Annotated in this window: 5 protein-coding genes and 1 pseudogene; 1 reads left to right on the top strand and 5 read right to left on the bottom strand. The window is 73.8% G+C overall.

Translation table 11 applies throughout. The features are described 5' to 3' along the window. Positions 1-121, bottom strand: a pseudogene (locus FNQ90_RS10710) (dienelactone hydrolase family protein); the annotation flags it as partial. Positions 122-477: 356 nt separating this feature from the next. Between FNQ90_RS10710 and FNQ90_RS10705 the strand changes: the two are divergent. Further along, positions 478-1,650: a mechanosensitive ion channel family protein gene (locus tag FNQ90_RS10705; RefSeq protein WP_182606159.1), complete on the top strand. Its 1,173-nt coding sequence runs from the start codon at positions 478-480 to the stop codon at positions 1,648-1,650. A 44-nt stretch (positions 1,651-1,694) separates the two neighbouring features. Here FNQ90_RS10705 and FNQ90_RS10700 read toward each other — a convergent pair whose 3' ends face one another. The 4 genes from FNQ90_RS10700 to FNQ90_RS10685 form a co-directional block, all read right to left on the bottom strand. Beyond that, the gene (locus FNQ90_RS10700) at positions 1,695-2,627 is read right to left on the bottom strand and encodes an RluA family pseudouridine synthase (RefSeq protein WP_407699339.1); all 933 of its coding nucleotides are present in this window, start codon (positions 2,625-2,627) and stop codon (positions 1,695-1,697) included. A gap of 110 nt (positions 2,628-2,737) precedes the next feature. After that, positions 2,738-3,964 (bottom strand): sugar ABC transporter permease, encoded by a 1,227-nt coding sequence (locus tag FNQ90_RS10695; RefSeq protein WP_182606158.1) that lies wholly within the window; start codon positions 3,962-3,964, stop codon positions 2,738-2,740. After that, entirely contained in the window at positions 3,961-4,749 is a 789-nt protein-coding gene (locus FNQ90_RS10690) for an ATP-binding cassette domain-containing protein (protein ID WP_323379873.1), read from the bottom strand. The genes FNQ90_RS10695 and FNQ90_RS10690 overlap by 4 nt, the downstream gene beginning before the upstream one ends. Continuing rightward, positions 4,746-5,754: substrate-binding domain-containing protein (locus FNQ90_RS10685; protein ID WP_182606157.1), on the bottom strand; the 1,009-nt coding region annotated here is incomplete at its 5' end. The genes FNQ90_RS10690 and FNQ90_RS10685, both read right to left, overlap by 4 nt.

Genomic DNA, 5,754 nt, shown 5'->3' with positions numbered 1-5,754 from the left:
CCGGTTCCGCGTACAGGTCCGGCACGTGGACCGTGTGCCCGGCGGCCCGCAGCCGGTCGGCGAGGGCGAACACGGCGGGACGCGGTCCCAGCGCGGAGTGGAAGAGGATGACATCGGCCACGTCGGAGTCGCTTTCGGGTCGGGTGGATCGGGCGTTCGCGGGGCCCCCGCCGAGGGCCGGATGATCCCGGACACGGGCCGGATCGCCGATGTCACGGGGGTTTCGCGGCGTCCGGCGCGGCGTCGATCGGCTCCGCGCGACCCGACGGTCGCGCCCGTCCGGCGGCACGCCCGGGACGCGGGCGGGTCCCCGTCGGCCCATCCTGCCGGCTAGCCTGTGGCGGGGCCTCCCGACCCGCCCTCCGGCGGACGTGCCGGGCGGGGCGGGCCGGGAGGTCCCGCGCGGAACCACCACATGTCCGGCACGACGGCGTCCGGGCCGACACCCCACGGATGGATTGAGGAGCTGACGGGTCGATGAACGACGTGCTGCGGCCGGTGCTCGTGCTGGGCGGCGCCGTGGTGATCGCGGTGGCACTGGGCTGGCTGATCGACCGGGGGCTGCGCACCGCGACCCGCCGCAAGCCGGAGAACCGGCTGCCGCAGCTCCTGCGGCGCTGCCAGCCCCCGCTGCAGGTGCTGCTGGTCTCCGTCGCCCTCCAGCTCGCCCACGAACCCTCGGGGCTGGACATACCGCAGAACACGGTGATCGCGACGATCCTGGCGGTCATCACCACCGCGTCCTGCGCCTGGTTGGCGATCGTGGCGGCGGGCGCGGTGGCGGAGAACATCCTGGCCTCGTACGCCGGGCGCACCGACGACATCGCCCGGGTACGGCAGTTCCGTACCCAGTTGACCATCGTGCGCCGGGTGGTCACCACCATCCTCGCGGTGGTCGCCAGCGCGATCGCGATCGTGGTGCTCTTCCCCGCCCTGCGGACGCTGGGCGCCTCGATGCTGGCCTCGGCCGGTGTGCTCGGCATCATCGCCGGTGTGGCCGCCCAGTCCATGCTCGGCAACCTCTTCGCCGGGCTGCAGATCGCCTTCGGTGACTCGGTGAAGATCGGTGACACCGTGGTGGTCGAGGGTGAGTGGGGCACCGTCGAGGAGATCTCGCTGGCCTTCATCACCATCCGGATCTGGGACGACCGGCGACTGACCATGCCGGTCTCGCACTTCAACGGGCAGCCGTACGAGAACTGGTCGCGCGGCGGTCACGAGATCACCGGCACGGTCTTCCTGTACCTGGACCACTCCGCGCCGGTGGCCGAACTGCGCGAACACCTGCGTTCCTTCCTGCTGGGACGCAAGGAGTGGGACGGTCGCAGTTGGAGCCTGGTGGTCACCGACACCACCGCGAGCACCATCGAGGTGCGGGCGGCGATGTCGGCGGCGAACTCCTCGGACGTGTGGGACCTGCGCTGCGTGGTGCGCGAGGAACTGATCTCCTGGCTGCACCGCGAGCACCCGTACGCCCTGCCCCGGATCAACACCGCCCCGGCCGTCCTGCCGGGGCCCCGCGAGGCCCCGGACGGGTCCGGGCCGGCCACCGGGGACACCGGGAAAGCCGGGGAGGCCTCCGCCCCGGCGGACACGGGGAACGGGGCCGCCCCGCCCCGGGCCCGGCGGGGCGGCGATCGGCGGGGGTGACACCGGTGCGGGCGCGCCGACCGGCGGGCCCGCACCGCCCGGTTTCAGGCGCTCTCGGCCCGGATGATCCCCAGGGCGTTCGCCAGGTCCTCCGGGTACTCGGAGGAGAACTCCACCCACCGGCCGTCGGCCGGGTGCTCGAAGCCCAGGTTGCGGGCGTGCAGCCACTGACGGGCCAGGCCCAGTCGACGGGCCAGGGTCGGGTCGGCCCCGTAGGTGATGTCGGCGACGCAGGGGTGGCGGTGGGCGGACATGTGCACCCGGATCTGGTGGGTGCGGCCGGTCTCCAGCTTGATGTCCAGCAGGCTGGCGGCCCGGAACGCCTCGATCAGGTCGTAGTGCGTGATCGAGGGCTTGCCGGCGGCGGTGACCGCCCACTTCCAGTCGTGCTTCGGGTGCCGACCGATCGGGGCGTCGATGGTGCCGCTGAGCGGGTCGGGATGGCCCTGCACCAGCGCGTGGTACCGCTTGTCCACGGTGCGCTCGCGGAACTGCTGCTTGAGCAGGGTGTAGGCGTGCTCGGACTTGGCCACCACCATCAGGCCGGAGGTGCCGACGTCCAGGCGGTGCACGATGCCCTGCCGCTCGGCCGCGCCGGAGGTGGCCACGGTGAAGCCGGCGGCGGCCAGGCCACCGATGACCGTGGGGCCGGACCATCCCGGGCTGGGGTGGGCGGCCACCCCGATCGGCTTGTCGACCACGACCAGGTCGTCGTCGTCGTGGACGATACCCATGCCCTCGACCGGCTCGGCGACCACGCGCACGGCGGCCGGCGGGGCGGGCATCTCCACCTCCAGCCAGGAACCGCCGGTGACCCGCTCGGACTTGCCGACCTCCGTGCCGTCCAGCCGGACCTTCCCCTCGGCCGCCAACTCGGCCGCCTTGGTACGGGAGAAGCCCAGCATCCGGGCGAGGGCGGCGTCGACCCGCTCACCCTCCAGTCCTTCGGGCACGGGCAGGGTACGGGTTTCGGGCACGCTGTTCACCCACACGAGTATGCCGGACGGGGAACGGCCGCCCGGACCGCCGCCGGTCCCCCGCCGACGCCGGCCCCGGGCGGAATCGTGCCCACGGGGTCGGGGTCCGGTCAGGGCACGGAAGGAGCCGCGCGTCCGCGCAGGAGGGTGTCGGCGGTGAGGGCGAGGGCCAGGACGAGGCCGGTGACGATGTAGCGGGTGGCGGTGTCCAGGTTCAGGAGGGTCAGGCCGTTGGAGATCGAGGTCAGGACCAGCACCCCGAGCAGGGCCGACCAGGCGCTGCCCCGCCCGCCGAAGAGGCTGGTGCCGCCGATCACGGCGGCGGCGATGGCGAAAAGGTAGGTCTCCGCGCCGCCGGTGCCCTGGTTGGCGGCGGCGAGCCGGCCGGCCGCGAGGATGCCGCCGAGCGCGGCGAGCGTGGACCCGGCGACGAAGCAGGAGACGGTCACCCGCCGCACGGCCACCCCGACCAGCAGCGCCGAGGCGCGATCGCCGCCGACGGCACGCACCGAGCGTCCCCAGCGGGTGCGGCGCAGCAGCACGTCCACCAGGACGACCAGGGCGACGAAGAGGGCCACCGGATACCCGATGCCCCGGGCCGTTCCGAGGTAGCCGACCACGGCGGCGAGCAGGGCCGCGAGTCCGACCGTGCGGAGCACGAGCCCGGGCAGGCCCATCCGCGGCAGGCCGGCCCGGGCCCGCCGGATCCGCTCGGCCACCCGCAGGCCCGTGACGACGGCGACCGCCGCCGCGGCCGCTCCCCAGGCCACCGCCGGGGGGAGGAACCCCTGCTGGGCGAAGCGGACCAGACCCGATTCGAAGGGCAGGTTGACCGAGCCGCGCGGCCCCAGGACGCGGAGCTGGATCCCGGTGAGGACCAGCAGGCCGGCGAGGGTGAGGACGAAACCGGGCAGGCCGAGACGGGTGGTGAGCACGCCGTAGCCGAGTCCGGTGACCACGCCCACCGAGAGCGCGAGCAGCAGGCCGACCGGGAGCGGCCACTCCAGCAGCACGGTGGTGACCACCACGACGGCCGCGGCGATGCCGCTGACCGCGCCGACCGAGAGGTCGATCTGTCCGACCATCAGCACCAGGACCACGCCGAGGGCGATCACCCCGACGGGGGCGCTCTGCAGGGTCAGGCTCACGAGGTTCTCGGCCGACAGGAAGGCGGGGTTGAGGATGCCGAAGACCGCCCACACCAGCAGGAGCGCGCCGATGACCGGCAGCAGGCCGGTGTCGCCGGCGGATCGGGGGCCGAACGGAAGGGTCCGGCCGGCACCGGTGCCGCCGGTGGAGAAGGGACGCAGGAAGGGGGGTGCGGAGGTCGGGCTCATCCGTGCTTCCTGCCGCTGGGGCGACTCGCTCCGGTCATGGCGGCGAGCAGGTCCTCGTAACCGGTTCCGGCCGCGTCCAGTTCGCCGCCGAACCGGCCCAGGCGCAGCACGACGAAGCGGTCGGCGACGGCCTGCAGGTCCGCGGCCTGATGGCTGATGAACACCACGGCGTGCCCGCGCTCGCGCAGTCGCTCGACGAGGTTGAGGACCTCCGCCGTCTGTCTCACACCGAGGGCGGCGGTGGGCTCGTCGAGGACCACGACCCGGGGTGAGCCCAGGAGGGCCCGCGCGACGGCGACGATCTGCCGCTGACCGCCGGACAGCTCCCGCACCGGTGCGCGGAGCGAGGGCACGCTCGTGGCGAGCTGGCCGAGGAGATCCCACGCCTCGCGCTCCATCGCGACCTCGTCGAGGAAGCCGGCCCGGGTGGGCTCGTGGGCGAGGAAGAGGTTCTCGACCACGTCGAGGTTCTCGCACAGGGCGAGGTTCTGGAAGACGGCGGCGATGCCGAGCCGTCGGGCATCGGCCGGGGAGCCGAGGACCACGGGCCGGCCGTCGACCAGGATCCGTCCGGCGTCCGGTCGGTGGGCGCCGGCGATGATCCCGGCGAGGGTGGACTTGCCCGCCGCGTTGTCACCGACCACGCCGAGCACCTCGCGGGGGCGGACGTCGAGGTCGATGTCGCGCAGGGCGCGGACGCCGCCGAAGTTCTTGGACACGCCGCGCAGCGAGAGGATGGGGTCGGCGTGGGTGCTCCGGGTGTCCCGGGCGCTCGGGGTGCTCACGGGGCCTCCCCGAGCAGGCCGACCCGGGCGCACGCCGCCTCGTAGGGGGAGGTGCAGATGGCGTCCACCGAGTGGACCCCGCCGTCCACCATGACGCGCCGCACGTCGTCCACCGCGACGGCCCGGGGGGCGAGGAGCAGGCTGGGCACGCCGTCGATGACCGCGGTGGTGCGCGGGGACTCGCCGCGCAGCAGGCGGACCGCCAGTTCGGCCGCGGTGCGGGCCTGTTCGGTCGTCGCCTTGTGCACGGTCATGTACTGGTCACCGGAGATGATCCGCTGCACGGCGGCGAGTTCGCCGTCCTGCCCCGTGACGGGCGGCACCGGGTCCAGGCCCGCCGCCTTCATCGCGGCGATCGCGCCGCCCGCGATGCCGTCGTTGGCGGCGTGGACCCCGTCGACCCGGTCGCCGAACTGGGTCAACTGTCCCTCGACCCAGTCGGTGGCCCGGTCCGGGCTCCAGTCGGGGGTGTCGTACTCGGCGAGCACCTCGATGTCCTCTCCCTCGAGCGCGCGGTGGACACCGGCGGCGAGCTGCGCGGCGTTGGGGTCGGTCGGGGAGCCGTGGACGAGGAGGACGCCGGGTGGACGTCCGTCCGGGCGTGGTCCCCGCTCCCGCAGTGCCGCCGCCAGGGCCGTCCCCTGGAGGTACCCGATGAGCTCGCTGTCGAACGAGACGTAGTGGTCGATGTCGGCGTCCGCGATGAAGCGATCGTAGGCGATGACGGACACGTCGTGACGTCGGGCTTCGCGAACGATGGCGGCGGCGGCGACGGTGTCCACGGCGTCCAGTACGAGGACGTCGGCCCCGCGGGCGAACATCGCCTCGGCCTGCTCCTGTTGCCGCGCCGCGTCCTGGTCGGCGTTGGCGTAGTACACGCGGCAGGTGGGACAACGGCGTTCGACGACGCCGAAGAAGGCGGTCCGGTCGGTGGTCTCGTAGCGGGCGGTCTTGGCGTCGGGGAGCAGCAGGGCGATGGTGCCCTCGGAGGGTTCGCCGGGGGGT

Source organism: Streptomyces alkaliphilus (assembly GCF_014141535.1).
GTDB lineage: Bacteria > Actinomycetota > Actinomycetes > Streptomycetales > Streptomycetaceae > Streptomyces > Streptomyces alkaliphilus.
Note: the sequence above shows the minus strand (reverse complement) of the source record. Positions and strands in the feature narration are given on the sequence as shown.